Raw genomic sequence first — 14,405 nt, 5'->3', positions numbered from 1 at the left:
CGCGTCGGCACGGACCTCAGACGCCCGGGCGGGCGAGGAAGGCCTCACCGGTACCCGACAGCGTGATGCCCTCCTCATCGGCTCCGACGAACGCCGCCGTGCCCACCGCGAGGGAGAGCCGTACGCCCGAGAGCGCCGCGACCGTCACCGCTCCGGACGTGGCGAGGACCATCGTCGGACCGGAGACGGGGAGCGCGACCGGCTGACCGGTGAGCTCGATCCGGTCGAGAGCGAAGTCGGGCACCGGGACCGGGTACGAGGTGACGGCGCCGTCGCCCGTCCCCCGCAGCACCGGCACCGCGCCCGGAGCGGTGTCGAGGATCGCGAGCAGTTCCGGGACGTCGATGCGCTTGGGCGTGAGACCGCCGCGGAGCACGTTGTCGCTGGCCGCCATGATCTCCACACCCAGGCCGGAGAGGTAGGCGTGGAGCAGCCCGGCTCGCAGGAAGACGCCTTCACCCCGTTCGAGCACGACGTGGTTCATCAGCAGAGCGACGACCACGCCGGGATCACCGGGGTAGGTCTCCGCGACACCGGCGATGGCCCGCAGCGTGACATCCCACTCCCCCGGCTCCTGCCGCACGGCCGCGACCTTCACGGCGGAGATGATGTCGTCGACCTCGCGCTGCGCGTGTCCGCCGAGCAGCCAGCCGATCACCTCGCGCAGCACGTCCCCGTCACCACGCAGGCGCTCTCGCAGACGTGTCACACCGGCGTTGTCATCGATGCCGTCGAGCAGTTCGAGCGTCTCGGCGACGGGACGCAGCCCGCTCAGCGACTCGAAGCGCTCGCTCAGGGCCACGAGGAGCTCCGGCTTGTGGTTGTCGTCGCGGTAGTTCCGCTGCGGGTCGTCGATGGCGAGTCCGCTCTCGCGCTCCCATCCGGCACGGGCCTGCTCGATCGTCGGGTGCACCTGGATCGACAGAGGCCGGCCGGCCGCGAGCAGCTTGAGCAGATACGGCAGGCTGCCGCCGGTCACCTGATCCAGCGTTCCGTCCTCCGCGACGTCGGAGGGGTCGGCGGGGTGGTCCCCGAACCACACCTCCGCCTCGGGCGCGCCCGTCGGCGTGCGGCCCTCCAGTCCGGCGAGGAGGGTGTCCGATCCCCAGGCGTAGTCGCGGGGCGTGTTCGAGAGACGCAGCAGCATGCCCCCAGCGTAGAGCCGAGCTGCGCTGATCCGGGACGCTCCGAGCGCGGCGCGGTAGCCTGAACGCGATGGCCCAGTACACGAAGCATCCGGTGTCCGCTCCGCCCACCGCGCCGGAGCGCGAGTCGACGGGGCACCTGCTGCTGCGCGGGTACGTGATCCTCGTCCTGGTGATCGCCTTCGCCCATTCGGCCGTGTACAACCTGCTCGGGCAGACCGGCGCCGCGCTGACCCTGGTCGTGTTCACGCTCGCGACCGCCGCGATCGGCGTCCCGATGCTGGCGCGCAACCGGCCGCAGCCGTTCCGCTGGCGGCGGCTCCCCTGGGCCGCGCTCGGCTACACCGCGCTCGCCTTGCTCTCCATCGTCTGGTCGCAGTGGCGCGGACCGACGCTCATCACGTGGTTCCTGCTCGCCGCGATCACGGTCAACGGGCTCTTCATCGCGCACGTGCTGACCTGGCACGAGATCGTTCGCGCCCTCTCTTCGGCGTTCAAGTGGATCCTCGGGCTCTCGCTGGCCATCGAGCTCTGGGTCTCCCTCGTGCTGCACGGCCCCCTGCTGCCGAACTTCGCGACGCTGCCGGACGGGAAGATCGACCCGCAGTGGTACTGGGTGCGCGACAACCTCTTCGACGGCGGACGGATCCAGGGCATCGTCGGCAACGCGAACCTGCTGGCGATGATCTCGCTGTTCGCCCTCATCACTTTCGGGGTGCTGTTCGCCGCGCGCGCACGGTGGCGCACGACGCTCGCACTGTGGATGCTCCTCGCCGTGTACTTCCTGTTCCGGACCTCGTCCGCCACCGCGCTCGCGTGCGCGGCGGCCGTCGTCGTCACCCTCGCTGTCGCCCTGCTGATGCGGCACGCGCGGACCCCAGGGGCACGGACCCGAATCTATGTGGTCGCCATCGGCGGCACCGTGCTCGCGGTCGCCGCGGTCTGGCTGCTGCGGGGACCGCTCCTCGCGCTGCTCGGACGCGACGTCGACCTCACCGGTCGCTCGGATCTGATCTGGGCCAAGGTCCTTCAGCGGGCGGGCGAGCACCCGATCATCGGGAACGGCTTCTCCAGCCCGTGGGTGCCCACCGACCCGGCGTTCGACCACTGGATCACCGACCACGGCATCACCGTCTTCCATGCGCACAACATGTGGCTCGACGTCCTGCTGCAGCTCGGAGCCCTGGGGGTCGTCGTGATGGCGGTCGCGTACGGCAGCCTCCTCTGGCGCTCGTGGTTCTTCGCCGTCGACCGGCCGCGCTGGGACCTCGACGCCGCACGCCCGTACTCTCCGCTGACTCTGCTGCCGAGCCTGTTCACGGTCACCCTCCTCGTGCAGGGGCTGTCGGAGTCCACGCCCATCATGCTGTGGGGCTGGCTGCTGCTGGTGCTCCTGTCGTTCAAGCTCAAGTCCGTGCCGCTGGTGGGCGTCGGCGAACGCGATCTGGTCTTCGAGCGGGGCGCACGCCAACGGCGGGTGCCGTGACCCCGGTGCGGACGCTCGCCCGGCTCCTCGGCTCCGTCGAGCTCGCCCGCGCGTTCACGATCGCCGCGCTCACGGCGGTCTTCGGCTCCTTCGCGATCGAGCGGATGACCTCAGCCGTCACGCTCGCGACCGTCATCGCGGTGCTGTGCCTGGTCGGGGCCGCGATCCTGTGGGTGCGCCGCGAGGAGCTCTCCCTGCTGCGGATCGCGCCGTCCTCCCTCATCGCGTTCCTCGCGTGGGCGCTCGTCAGCGTGGTGTGGTCGACCGACAAGTCCGACACCCTGTTCGGCTGGATGTCGCTGTTCGGCTTCGCGTTCCTGGCCATCACGGTGGGGCACATCCGCGACACCCTGCAGACGGTCCGCGCGATCGGCGACACCCTGCGCGGCCTGCTCGCGGCCTCGCTCGCCGTCGAGATCCTCTCGGGCATCCTGCTCGATCTGCCGTTCACGTTCCTCGGCATCCAGGGCAACCTCGCCGTCGGCGGGCCGGTCCAGGGCCTGTTCGGCAGTCGGAACATGCTCGGGTTCGTCGCCGTGATCGCGCTGATCACGTTCGTGATCGAATGGCGCACGCAGTCGGTCGACCCGCCGCTCGCCGTGGTGTCCATCGCCCTCGCCGGGTCGCTGGCGTTCCTCTCGGCCTCGCCGACCGTGCTCGTCCTCGCCGGCGCGGTCGGGGTGGTGACGGTCGCGCTCACCATCGTGCGGCACACCTCGCCGGCCAGACGCAACCTGGTGCAGTGGACTCTCGGTGTCCTCGTCGCGCTCGCGCTCACGATCGCGTTCGCGCTGCGTCACCAGATCATCGCCCTGCTGGACGCCGGCTCCGACTTCTCGATCCGCGGGTCGCTCTGGAACACGATCCTCGACTTCGTCGCCCTCAAGCCCGTGCAGGGGTGGGGGTGGTTCGGCGACTGGGCCCGCGGGGAGTACCCCTTCACCTACATCAACTTCCAGCTGGACGACCATCACCAGAGCGCCCTGAACGCCTTCTTCGACGTGCTGCTGCAGCTCGGCGCCGCAGGGCTGGTGCTGTTCCTGCTGCTGGGCGGTGTCGCGCTGATCCGCTCCTGGCTGGTCGCGAGCGTGCGTCGCTCCGTCGTCTATGCGTGGACGCCGATCACCCTCGTCACACTCGCCGTCGATTCGATGTTCGAGAGCTTCACGCTTGTCGGCGCCGGGTGGTTCCTGCTCGTGCTGTGCGCGCTGCGTGCCGGTCAGTCCCGCTCCTGGCGCGAGAACATCGACGCCGCCCAGACCGGCGCGATCCCGACCCTCCGGCCTCAGGAGTAGCCGGGGCCGTCCGCGTCCCCGAGGAGGGCGCGGAGCCGCTCCGACCAGGCGATCGCGTCGCGCACCCCGTCGTCGACGGACCGCTGGGCGCGCCACCCGAGCTCGTCGGCAGCGCGTTCCACGATCGCGAAGGCGCCCGCCTGATCCCCCGGCCGACGATCGGTCTCGACGACAGCGAGGGGCGCCCCGGTCACGCGCTCGAAGGCGGCGATCAGCTCGCGCACCGTCACCCCGTCGCCGGTGCCGAGGTTCACCACCCGGTACGGCCGGGTCGCGGTGGCCACCTCGTCGAACCTCTGCACCGCGGCGACATGCGCGAGAGCGAGATCCCAGACGTGGATGTAGTCGCGCAGGCCGGAGCCGTCTCGCGTCGCCCAGTCGGTGCCCGTCAGGTGGAAGGGCTCACCCGTGGCCCGGGCCTGCATGATCTTGCCGAGCGCGTGCGACGGCGTCGGCGTCTGCTGCCCCGTGCGCAGCTGGGGGTCGGCGCCGATCGGGTTGAAGTAGCGCAGCGCGATAGCGCGGAAGTCCCCGGCGGTCGCGGCGTCCTCGAGGATGCGCTCGACCATGGCCTTCGTCACGGCGTACGGGCTCGCCGGGGCGAGAGCACCGCTCTCGTCCACCCCTTCCCCGCTCTCGCCCGCGTAGACCGCCGCCGACGAGCTGAAGACGATCCGCGCGATGCCCGCGTCCCGCAGCCGCTGCAGCAGGACGATCGTCTTGCCCACGTTGGTGTCGTAGTAGCCGAGCGGATCGGCGACCGATTCCGGCACGACGATGCGCGCCGCGCAATGCACCACGGCGTCGATGTCCGGGTGATCGGCGAGCAGGCGGTCGAGCAGCGACGCGTCGGCGATGTCGCCCACGTAGAGGTCGCGGCCCTCGCCGAAGGCCCGGAGTCCGCGGGAGAGGTCGTCGAGGAGGACGACCTGCAGTCCCGCCTCGATGCACGCGGTCGCGACGGTCGAGCCGATGTAGCCGGCTCCGCCGGTGATCAAAACCTTCATCGCGGTCAGTCTAGCCAGTCGCCCCGACGCCGCCCCGGGGCCTGCTCTCCGCAGATCCGCAGGCGACGGACGGTAGGCTACTCACTGCTCGTCGAATCCCGCGCTGCCCCGTCGCAGCGGACCGCGGTACCAACATCGGAGAACTCCCCAGTGGCCCACGTCCTTCAGAACGTCGTCTTCCCACTAGATCGCGACCCCGATCTCCTCCCCCTCTACGCCGACCCCGAGACGTGGTCGGTCATCGAGGACGAGCCCGTCCGGGTGTCCAGCAGAGCGCACCTCGGGAACATCCTCGGGCGCCACCGGGCACGCATCGTCGCAGGGCGGCGCGTCTCGCTCGGCACCTACTTCAACGCGTTCCCCGCCTCCTACTGGCAGCACTGGACGAGCGTGCGCGCGGTTCAGCTCACCGTCCGCACGACGGGACCGGCGACGATCCTGGTCTACCGCTCGAACGGCTCCGGCGTCCGCCAGCGCGTCGCCACGCGCGAGGTCACCGGCGAGGCGACGACGTCCTTCGATCTCGACCTCACCCAGTACAGCGACGGCGGATGGATCTGGTTCGACATCGTCGCCGACGAGAAGCCCGCCGTCCTCGAGGGCGCCGAGTGGACCACAGAGCAGGAGCCGGCGCGCTCCGGCAAGGCCTCGCTGGGCATCACCACCTACAACAAGCCGGACTACTGCGTCGAGACCCTGCGAGCGCTGGCGGCGTCGCCGGACGCACTCGAGTTCGTCGACCGCATCTTCCTCGTCGATCAGGGGACGCAGCTCGTCGCGGATCAGGAGGGCTTCGACGACGTCGCCGCCCGGCTCGGCGAGACGCTCCAGATCATCCGTCAGCCCAACCTCGGCGGCTCGGGCGGCTTCGCCCGGGCGATGCACGAGACGCTGCAGCGCCCGGAGAGCGACTTCGTGCAGCTGCTCGATGACGACGTCCGGCTCGAGCCGGAGTCGCTGCGGCGCTCGATCGTGTTCGGACAGTTCGCGACGAACCCGGTGCTCGTCGGCGGCCACATGTTCGATCTGCTCGACCGCCCCAAGCTGCACGGCTGGGCCGAGGTGGTCGACGAGGGCCCGTTCATGTGGCGCAACCTCTACCAGGAGAAGATGCCGCACGACTTCGGCGCCTCGAACCTGCGCCAGTCGACGCTCCTGCACATGCGCATGGACGCCGACTACAACGGCTGGTGGATGTGCCTCATCCCGCTCGAGGCCATCCGCAAGGTCGGCCTCGCCCTCCCCGCCTTCATCAAGTGGGACGACGCCGAGTTCTGCCTCCGCGCCGGCGAAGCCGGCTTCCCGACGGTGTCGATGCCCGGCGTCGCGCTCTGGCACGTGTCCTGGGTGAACAAGGACGACTCGATCGACTGGCAGGCGTACTTCCACGCCCGCAACCGCATCGTGGCCGGGCTCATCCACTCCAACGCTCCGCGCGGCGGGCGTCTGATCGTGCACAGCCGTCGCGTCGACCTCAAGCACCTGATGATGATGCAGTATTACCCCGTGGCTCTGCGTGCGCAGGCCCTGCGGGACATCCTCTCCGGCCCGGACCACATGCGTCGCAACCTGGCGACGGCGATGCCAGCCGCCCGTGCCCTGGCTGCCGATTTCCCGGAGACCGTCGTGCATCGCGACCCCTCCACGGTCCTGCACTCCCGGCGCGGACGCCAGGTCTACAAGCAGCGGCCGAAGAACGACCTCGACAACCCGACGGGCCTGCGGCTGCGCTGGTTCACCCTGTCGACGCTGATCTCGCACCTGATCCACCGTCCGGATCCCGCGAACGTGGCGCAGCCCGAGGTGGAGTTCGGCAAGGATGACGCGCACTGGTGGCGCGTTCCGGCCTTCGACAGCGCTCTGGTGAGCGCGGCGGACGGGTCGGGGAAGAACATCTACACGCGCGATCGCCGGAAGTACCGCCGGATGCTGCGCGAGACCGTGCGGCTGCACGCCGAGCTCCGCCGCCGCTGGCCGGAGCTGCAGCGGCAGTATCGTGCCGCTCTCCCCGAGCTGGTGTCTCCCCAGTCCTGGCAGCAGATCTTCGAGGAGAAGGCATGACCGCGGCGCCCGCTGCATTCGACCCCACGGCCGCGACGATCGTCATCGTCACCTTCAACCGCTCGCATCTGCTCTCCGGTCTGCTGACCAGCATCACCGCGATGGATCCCAAGCCGGGCCACGTCGTCATCATCGACAACGCGTCCTCCGACGACACGACCGCCGTCGTCGACTCCTTCCGCGACGGCATCGGCACCGAGATCGTCTACCGACGCCTCGAGACGAACACGGGCGGCTCGGGCGGCTTCAGCGAAGGCATGCGCACCGCCTACGAGCTCGGCTCCGAGTGGATCTGGCTCATGGACGACGACGTCGAGGTCCTCCCGGAGGGTCTCGCGAAGATGGGCGTCTGGAGCAGCCGGTTCAAGAGCATCCAGGGGCGCCGCTACGACTACGACGGCAGCGAGTTCTACTGGCAGTACCGCATCGCGGAGCGCATGGGCATCCCGATCCCCTTCGCGCCGTCCGGCTTCGACGAGTCCGGCTACAAGGAGATGAACAGCGGCTGCTTCGAGGGCATGTTCATCCACCGCTCGATCGTGCGCCAGATCGGTCTGCCCGACCCGCGCTTCTTCATCTACTGGGACGACCAGATGTACGGCTGGCTCGCGTCCCGTCGCACCACCTCGGTCATCGTGGACGAGTTCGTGCTGCGCCGCACGCGCGAGATCAAGCAGTGGGACATGGGCATCCGCCACATGAACGCCTCGAGCAACGCGTACCGCTACTACATCATGCGCAACCGCGGCTTCATCAAGCAGTACTACCGCGCCCACGGCGTCTACAACCCGGTGCTGTTCGCACTCGGCTCCACGGCGACGTTCTTCAAGGAGCTGATCCGGCTCGTGTTCGTCGAGCGGACCGTGCGCGGCACCAGCAACCTGTTCCGCGGCATCCGCGACGGCGCGAAGGTAGGCCGCGACCGTTCCTGGCAGCCGATGGCACCGTTGGAGGCGTGACGATGGACGAACAGCAGCCGGAGCTGCGCTGGGCGCCGCTCCCTCCCCAGCCCAAGCGGACAGGGCGCGTCTGGGCGATCATCGGCCTCGTCGTCGCTGTGATCGCGATCGTGGCGGCGCTGCTCTTCTTCCTCCTCCCCCGCGGCGGTGCGCCGACGCCGACCGAGAGCGCCACGCCCACGCCGTCCATGTCGTCGAGTCCGTCGCCCTCCGGCTCGCCGACGGCGGCGCCCGAGCCCTCCGAGACCTCCGTGGCGACCCCACCACCCGTGCCCGACCCGACGATCGAGGGGTTCCGCGGTCAGGTGAGCGGATGGCTCAACGACGCACCCCGCGGGCTCGACATCGTCGCCGGCGCGACCGGCCAGGACGCCCTGCCCGTCGTCGACACGCTCCAGCAGGACGCGCAGCGCCTCTCCGACGCCCAGCCGCCGTCGAGCATCGCCGCCGCGTGGGAGGACGGCGTCGCGGCCTATGCCGAACGACTGACGGAGCTTCGGACGGCGATCAGCGACGACGCGGACGACGCGTCGGCCGTCGATGCCGCGCGAGCTGCCGCTCAGGAGCTCAGGAGCCTGGTCGGCCTCTGAGCCTGCCCGGACCCCCGGGTAAGCTCCCGAAAGGCCTCGCGCCCCACCCGCACGAAGAACCGATCGACCCAGGAGAAGAAGACCAGGATGCCTGTGCCGCGCACCGTCGAGTCCGAGACCGCCGAGGAGGCGCCATGACCAAGCGCATCGCGATCGTCGCGCACTACGACCCCCGCGGCGACGTCGCACCTCATGTCCTTCGTCAGCTGGATGAGCTGGGCACGGTCTTCGACGACGTCGTGCTCGCGACGACGGTCGACCTGAGCACCGCCGCCTCCGACGCGATCTCCTCCCGCGCCACGCTGGTGCGGCGCGCGAACTACGGCCACGACTTCGGCTCCTGGCGAGACTGCCTCGAACGTTACGACTGGGGCCAGTCGCACGACGAGGTCCTCCTCACGAACGATTCCTACGTCGGCTTCTTCCGCCCGCTCAGCAAGATCGTGGCCTCGATGAGCGCGCGACCGGTCGAGCTCTGGGGGATCACCCGGTCGAACCGGCATGCCCCCCACGTGCAGAGCTACTTCCTCCACTTCTCCGGAGCGGCGGTCCACTCGCAGGCGTTCCGTCGTTTCTGGACCGACGCCAAGCCGGCACCGGACCGCGCCAGTGCGATCGCCGAGCAGGAGATCGGGATCAGCCAGGCCATGATGAACGCGGGGTTCAGCATCGGGTCGTACTTCGAGCCGACCAGAGCCGAGCGACTCCTCGCCGTCCGCCGGGGTATCCACTGGCTGCGCAAGCGTCGTCAGCGCTTCCCCGCGCGATTCGACTCGGCGGAGGACAGCTACTTCGACGCGCGTCGACGCAGGGATCCGGCACAGGCGGACAACCTCAACTGGTCGAGCGCCTTCGCCGACGCGACGCTGGACGACGGTCGGCTCCCGCTGATCAAGCTCGACACGCTGCGCTACGACCCCTACTGGCTCGGCGCGGGGACGCTGCTGACGGCACTCGAGGCGCGCTACCCGGAGCAGATGCAGGGCGTGCGCGACTATCTCGAGCAGACCCGCTCGGCATACAGCGAGCGCCGTTACGAGAACTACGGGTTCGCCAAGCTCAACCCGATCGAGCGTGCCGCCTTCGGTTACCGCACACCGAAGCGCACCGGTAAGAGAGGACTCTCCCCCGATGTCGACGATTCGTGAACTGTCCAGGCTCGCGCGACGCGTCCCGGTCGTCCGACGCGCCGTCGAGGCCGGAGACCCGCGTCGTCGCGCCGAGCGACTGGCGCGCCTGGGGATCGTCGACGCGCCGCTGTACGCCGCCCAGCTCGGTGTGCCGTCGATCACCGTCGAGGACGCGGCGATGCACTACGCGACCGTCGGGTTCCGGCTCGGCTACACGCTCAACGTCCTGACGGACCCCTTCGTGCTGCGCCGATCGATGATCCGGACCGACCGACCGGCGCTCTACGACTACTTCAACTCCGCCGCCTGGCATGCCAGGACCACCGAGGTCTGGAGCGTCGCTCGCTACGTCGAGGAGAACCCCGAGGCGCTCGAGCATCCGGCGGGACCCGTCGGTCACCTCTGGGAGCGCGTCACCCGCGACCCGAGCACCGAGGTCAGCATCGAATCCGGTGGGGCGCACCCGGTGCCGTGGTCGGAGATCTACCCCGTCCTCCGTGACGCCACCGCGGAGTGGGCGGAGCTCGAGCGCGACCGCCGCGAGCGCTACCCGCGTCGGGAGCTCACCCACGCCGAGTCCCTCGCTCCGGCTGACACCGACCGCGGCGGCAAGGTCAGCATCGTGATGCCGGTCTGGAACCGCGGCGGCGCCATGCGGCGGGCCGTCGAGTCGATCATCGCGCAGACCTGGTCGGACTGGGAGCTGCTCATCGTCGACGACGGCTCCTGGGACGACACGGTCTCCGCCGCCGAGCTGCTCGCTTCGAGGGACTCGCGCATCCGCGTGCTGAAGAACGATCACCAGGGCGTGTGCGCCGCGCGCAACGCGGGGATCGCCGCGGCGACCGGCGACTACGTCGCCTTCCTCGACAGCGACAACACGTGGCTGCCGACCTTCCTCCACGACATGGTCACGACCATGACGCGGGAGAGCATGACGACGGCGTACGCGACGATCGCCATGGAGGACGAGGCGGGCACCAGATACCGCTACGGATCGCCGAGTCCGACCAGTCTGCTCCGCGGAAACTCGATCGACCTGAACACGCTCGTCGCCCGGCGAGACGCGATCGAGGCGGTCGGGGGCTTCGACCCGACTCTCCGCCGCGCGGTCGACTACGACCTCATCCTCAAGCTCGCCGCTCACGCGCCCATCCGACACGTGCCAACGCTCGGAGCCCGCTACGACAACTCCGAGGATGCGTCCGACCGCATCTCGACGACGGAGGCGTTCGGCTGGAACACCGAGGTCCGGCTGCGCCATTCGGCGAAGAACGGCACGGAGGGACGAGGGCCGGACGCCGACACCACCGTCGTCTGCCTCGTCCAGCGCCACGATGCGGCGCTGGCCTCCAAGTTCGTCGCGCTGACCGAGATCGCCGAGGGCTCCGCAGACGTCCGCATCGTCGCGGTCGGCGTCAAGCCGGACGAGTGGCGGAACATCAGCGCGTATGCGAGCGGGCGCGATCGCGTGTCCGCGATGCTCCACCAGAGCGGCGAACCGTTCGCCTACGTGGTGGAGCGCGAGCTCCGACGCAGCACCGCGCGGGTCTTCGGCGTCATCGACCCGCTGTCCCTGTTCACCGCGGCCGGTGTGCGCGAACTCGTGGATGAGGTCTCCTCGGGCCGGGCGACTGCCGTGATCCCCCTGACCGTGAGCACCTCGGGGACGGTCGAGAGCATGGGCTCCCTGCTGGTCGGCTCGCAGCGCACTCCCGTCGCGATCCTGGGCGGGCACCCGATCGAGGACGCGCGCCGGCTCGGTCCCACGGTCGAGCTGCGCGCACTGTCCGGTCGCAGCGCGTTCGTGTCGAGAGCGGCGCTCTCCGAGGCGGGTGGCCTCGACCCCCTGCTGTTCAACGAACACGAATGGGCGGGCCTGGCGAACGCGTTCGAGGACCGATCTCTCGCGGTCCGCACCGATGTCGAGTTCACGCAGATGGCCGCGCCGTGGGAGTTCGTCCAGCTCGACCCGGCGGGAACGGCCTCCGCGCTCCGCTCCCGGCTGGCGGGATGCGCCGTGACGCCGCCGGAGCGCTGGTACGCCCCGCTCGACATGCGGGTACCGCACTGGCGCCAGGTGCTCCCCTCTGTCGCCACGGAGGACGACGACAGCACTCCGGAGCCGCAGCCCGAGCTCCTCCTCCCTGTCGTGACGCGCGACCGGAAGACCACCACGCTCGACGGCCGCGTCATCCCGCGCCTGCGATGGGCGATCAAGACGGCATCCCCGTCGGGGCCGGTCGGAGAGAGCTGGGGCGACACGCATTTCGGCCGCGCTCTCGCCGATGCGCTCACCGCCCTCGGGCAGGACGCGGTGGTCGACGCGCGCGAGGCGCAGCATCGCGAGACCGAGTATCTCGACGATGTCGTCGTCCACTTGCGCGGGCTGGACGAGTTCGTTCCGTCCCCGGGTTCGCTCTCGTACCTCTGGGTCATCAGCCACCCCGACATGGTCGCCAAGGCGGAGGCGCAGCGTTTCGATCGCGTGTTCGCCGCCTCCCTGAGCTGGTCCGCGGACGTGACGCGCCGCTGGTCGCTGCCGGTGGAGCCGCTGCTGCAGTGCACGGACCCCGACCGCTTCCGCCCCACCGCCGCCCGTGAGCGCGAAGGCCTGCTGTTCGTCGGCAACAGCCGGGGCATCCCGCGACCGACCGTGATGGAGTCGGTGCGCGGCGGACTCCCGCTCGAGCTCTACGGCGGCGATTGGGAGCGCTTCGTCCCGGCGGAGGCCATCGCGGGGTCGCGGGTCGACAACGCCGCCCTCGGCGAGATGTACGCCGGCGCCGCCGTGGTGCTGAACGACCACTGGGCCGACATGCAGCGAGAGGGGTTCATCTCGAACCGCCTGTTCGACGTCGTGGCCGCGGGCGGACGCGTGTACAGCGACACCGTCCCCGGGATCGACGAAATCTTCCAGGGTGCCGTCCAGACCTACCGCAGCGTGTCCGAGATCATCCCGTTCCTCAGCGGAGACCTCGATGCGCAGTTCCCCGACGAGGACGAGCTCGCGCGGATCAGCGCGCATATCCGCGCGGAGCATTCCTTCGCGACGCGCGCCAGGGTCCTCCTCGAGTACGCGATCGCCGACCTCGAGAACACCGTCGCATGAGCGACGCGGTGACGACGGCCCGACGGAAGCTGGGATCGCGACCTGATCTGATCGTCTGGGGCCTACTCGCGATCACGGTCGTGGGTGGCGTCCTCCGCTTCGCCGGCATCGGGTGGGGGCTCCCGTTCGCCCTGCACGCCGACGAATGGGTCGTGGTCGAGGGTGCCATCGACATGGCCCAGCGCAACTCGTTCGAGCCGCCGCACTTCTTCCGGCCGGATCATCTCGAGACCCAGCTGAGCTACCTCGCCTTCCAGGCCTGGTCGCATCTGTTCGGCGGCGGCTCCCCCGAGGTGCTCTTCGCCGTCGACCCGGCGCCGTTCTACGCCCTCGCGCGCGCCGTCACGGCCGCGCTGGGGACCGCGTCGATCGTCGTCGCGTACTTCATCGGCGCTTCGTTCTCCCGCACGACCGGTCTCTGGGCGGCGTTCGCGGTCTCCTTCTTCCCTCCCTTCGTCGAGAACTCGCGCTACGCCACTCCGGACGTGCCGCTCGTCTTCGCCGTGCTCCTGGTGATCCTCGGGTGCGTGCGGTATCTGCAGACCGAGTCATGGCCGTCGCTGGTCCTGGCCAGCGCCGGCGTCGCCGTGGGTGTGACGGCGAAGTACCCGGCTCTCGCCGCGACCGTCACGATCGCCGCCGCCGTCGTGATCGCGTCGATCCGATCACGCCACCTCTGGCGCATCCCGATCCGCGGCCTCGCCGCGATCGGCATGACGATCGGCTTCACCTTCGCGCTCTCGCCCTCCCTGTTCACGAACTTCTCGGCCGTCCGCGCGCAGCTGCTGCAGCAGAACTCGACAGGTCACCTGGGCGCCGACGGACTGGACTGGGCCGGGAACGCGGCGTTCTATGCGACCGGCTTCCTGAACAACGCGGGCGTCCTCGTGGTGCTGTTCGCCCTGATCGGTCTGGTCTCCGCAGTGCTGACCCGACGCTGGGACATGACCCCGCTTCTGACGGGCCTCGTCTTCTGGGTCGCCATCTCCGCCCTCACGCTGCACTGGGACCGATGGGGGCTGCCGATGTACGTCACGCCCCTGCTGTTCGCAGCGGTGGGCGCCGATGCCGCATGGCGCTGGGCGCGTCAGCGCGGCACGATCGCCCGTGTCGCGGTCGGGGTCCTCGGGGCCCTCTCGCTGCTGTCGCTGCTCCTGGCCTCGACCGCGCAACTCGCGAGCGCCCTCGCCGCGGACACGCGCCAGACCGCGGCCGCCGACCTCGACGCACGCGGCATCGAGGCGGACGACACGTTCTACGACGGGTACACGCCGTTCCTGACCGACGGGCCGCGCAACCTCGCCTCCGAGCTGACGGTCGAGGACGGAGTCGTGCAGCCCAGGGAGGGCATGGATCCGCTTCCCTATGTGCTGACGTCCTCCGCGATGGTGTCCCGCTACCTCAACGCCGATTCGATGCCCGAGGAGCAGAGCGTCTACCGCGCGATCCGAGAACTCGAGCCGGACACCGTCTGGAGCAGCATCGGCACTCCCCCGGCGAGTCCGTGGGAGCCGGTCCGCATCTGGCGCAGCGTCGAGTACCTCGCGAAGGTGATCGGGGGCGCGCACACCGGACCCGAGCTCATCCTCTACCGGATGCCAGGAGCAGCCGGCGACTGAG

10 protein-coding genes are annotated in these 14,405 nt (G+C 70.0%); 8 read left to right on the top strand and 2 right to left on the bottom strand.

The features are described 5' to 3' along the window. Positions 1-16: 16 nt before the first annotated feature. The gene (gene manA / locus F6A08_RS08980) at positions 17-1,147 is read right to left on the bottom strand and encodes a mannose-6-phosphate isomerase, class I (RefSeq protein ID WP_151459284.1); all 1,131 of its coding nucleotides are present in this window, start codon (positions 1,145-1,147) and stop codon (positions 17-19) included. A 68-nt stretch (positions 1,148-1,215) separates the two neighbouring features. On the opposite strand from manA, the gene F6A08_RS08975 reads away from it, so the two are divergent. Both F6A08_RS08975 and F6A08_RS08970 read left to right on the top strand, forming a co-directional pair. Next, positions 1,216-2,631, top strand: coding sequence for an O-antigen ligase family protein (locus F6A08_RS08975; RefSeq protein ID WP_017203253.1), 1,416 nt, complete (start codon positions 1,216-1,218; stop codon positions 2,629-2,631). Then, positions 2,628-3,926 carry an O-antigen ligase family protein gene (locus F6A08_RS08970; RefSeq protein WP_151459283.1) on the top strand — a complete coding sequence of 433 codons (1,299 nt, stop codon included), beginning with the start codon at positions 2,628-2,630 and terminating at the stop codon, positions 3,924-3,926. The genes F6A08_RS08975 and F6A08_RS08970 overlap by 4 nt, the downstream gene beginning before the upstream one ends. On the opposite strand, the gene galE is transcribed toward F6A08_RS08970, so the two are convergent. Then, positions 3,917-4,933, bottom strand: coding sequence for a UDP-glucose 4-epimerase GalE (gene galE, locus F6A08_RS08965; RefSeq protein WP_151459282.1), 1,017 nt, complete (start codon positions 4,931-4,933; stop codon positions 3,917-3,919). The genes F6A08_RS08970 and galE overlap by 10 nt on opposite strands. A 150-nt stretch (positions 4,934-5,083) precedes the next feature. Between galE and F6A08_RS08960 the strand changes: the two genes are divergently transcribed. From F6A08_RS08960 to F6A08_RS08930, 6 genes are all read left to right on the top strand, one after another. Beyond that, complete coding sequence (locus tag F6A08_RS08960; protein ID WP_151459281.1) at positions 5,084-6,994, top strand: glycosyltransferase; 1,911 nt, start codon at positions 5,084-5,086, stop codon at positions 6,992-6,994. Continuing rightward, positions 6,991-7,953, top strand: a complete 963-nt coding sequence (locus tag F6A08_RS08955; protein ID WP_124895240.1) for a glycosyltransferase — start codon at positions 6,991-6,993, stop codon at positions 7,951-7,953. The genes F6A08_RS08960 and F6A08_RS08955 overlap by 4 nt, the downstream gene beginning before the upstream one ends. A 2-nt stretch (positions 7,954-7,955) precedes the next feature. Next, positions 7,956-8,543 carry a hypothetical protein gene (locus tag F6A08_RS17665; protein WP_225855834.1) on the top strand — a complete coding sequence of 196 codons (588 nt, stop codon included), beginning with the start codon at positions 7,956-7,958 and terminating at the stop codon, positions 8,541-8,543. 134 nt (positions 8,544-8,677) lie between these two features. Continuing rightward, positions 8,678-9,691: a rhamnan synthesis F family protein gene (locus F6A08_RS08940; RefSeq protein WP_124895238.1), complete on the top strand. Its 1,014-nt coding sequence runs from the start codon at positions 8,678-8,680 to the stop codon at positions 9,689-9,691. Then, complete coding sequence (locus F6A08_RS08935; protein WP_151459279.1) at positions 9,675-12,785, top strand: glycosyltransferase; 3,111 nt, start codon at positions 9,675-9,677, stop codon at positions 12,783-12,785. The genes F6A08_RS08940 and F6A08_RS08935 overlap by 17 nt, the downstream gene beginning before the upstream one ends. Then, positions 12,782-14,404: an ArnT family glycosyltransferase gene (locus tag F6A08_RS08930; protein ID WP_151459278.1), complete on the top strand. Its 1,623-nt coding sequence runs from the start codon at positions 12,782-12,784 to the stop codon at positions 14,402-14,404. Before F6A08_RS08935 ends, F6A08_RS08930 begins: the two co-directional genes overlap by 4 nt. Position 14,405: the final 1 nt, after the last annotated feature.

This window comes from Microbacterium algeriense, from assembly GCF_008868005.1.
Lineage (GTDB): Bacteria > Actinomycetota > Actinomycetes > Actinomycetales > Microbacteriaceae > Microbacterium > Microbacterium algeriense.
Note: the sequence above shows the minus strand (reverse complement) of the source record. Positions and strands in the feature narration are given on the sequence as shown.

Coding starts and splice junctions, on each gene's coding strand:
- manA (WP_151459284.1), bottom strand. CDS start 1,147: ATGCTGCTGCGTCTCTCGAACACGCCCCGCGACTACGCCTGGGGATCG.
- F6A08_RS08975 (WP_017203253.1), top strand. CDS start 1,216: ATGGCCCAGTACACGAAGCATCCGGTGTCCGCTCCGCCCACCGCGCCG.
- galE (WP_151459282.1), bottom strand. CDS start 4,933: ATGAAGGTTTTGATCACCGGCGGAGCCGGCTACATCGGCTCGACCGTC.
- F6A08_RS08955 (WP_124895240.1), top strand. CDS start 6,991: ATGACCGCGGCGCCCGCTGCATTCGACCCCACGGCCGCGACGATCGTC.
- F6A08_RS17665 (WP_225855834.1), top strand. CDS start 7,956: ATGGACGAACAGCAGCCGGAGCTGCGCTGGGCGCCGCTCCCTCCCCAG.
- F6A08_RS08940 (WP_124895238.1), top strand. CDS start 8,678: ATGACCAAGCGCATCGCGATCGTCGCGCACTACGACCCCCGCGGCGAC.
- F6A08_RS08935 (WP_151459279.1), top strand. CDS start 9,675: ATGTCGACGATTCGTGAACTGTCCAGGCTCGCGCGACGCGTCCCGGTC.
- F6A08_RS08930 (WP_151459278.1), top strand. CDS start 12,782: ATGAGCGACGCGGTGACGACGGCCCGACGGAAGCTGGGATCGCGACCT.